1 pseudogene is annotated in these 587 nt (G+C 44.1%); it reads left to right on the top strand.

The window, feature by feature from the left end:
- A pseudogene (locus tag AC19MV_RS23050) lies at positions 1-188 on the top strand (IS110 family transposase); the annotation flags it as partial.
- Positions 189-587 lie beyond the last annotated feature (399 nt).

The following is a 587-nucleotide window of genomic DNA, read 5'->3' on the forward strand; positions in this document are numbered from 1 at the left end:
ATGCAAGTAAAAAACAAGATGATTTAAACCTTTGGATAATGCAGTTAAGAAGCCGAAAAAGCATCTGCAGTACGGTGGTAGCCACTGCTCATAGGCTCGCCAGACTGATATGGATTTTATTACAAAAACAAGTGCCTTATTCTCCGCAATATGCTGCAAATCAAGGAGCAAATCATGGTACTTGTTAACACTGTTGTCGCTATCTTGCAGAGCTCGGTCTTGCCAAGGGTAGTTAACCCGACTGGGTGATAAGAGCCGCAAGATAGCACATTATATACTCACCAAGGTTGTTGTTAACGATGAAGAAATGGCTCAGTCCAACCAGTGCTAGCCCGAATAGGCCAAGGATAGGGTAATCCTAATCCGCATGGGTGTTTCACATTTTTAGGCGCAGTGGTACGGATTTCATTAGGGGCGCAGCTTGACTGTTAAGCCCGTATATATGGCAGTACAACCGCTTCTAGCGGTAAATGAGCAAATCAAAAGCAACGATAACAGTGAGAATGTTGTACAGAAAACTAAGGCCAAAAAGCCTTCGGTGAGCAGAGTATTGTCTTGACTCACCGGGAGCGTCCATATATGGCATT

It is taken from the genome of Shewanella sp. MF05913, assembly GCF_059758095.1.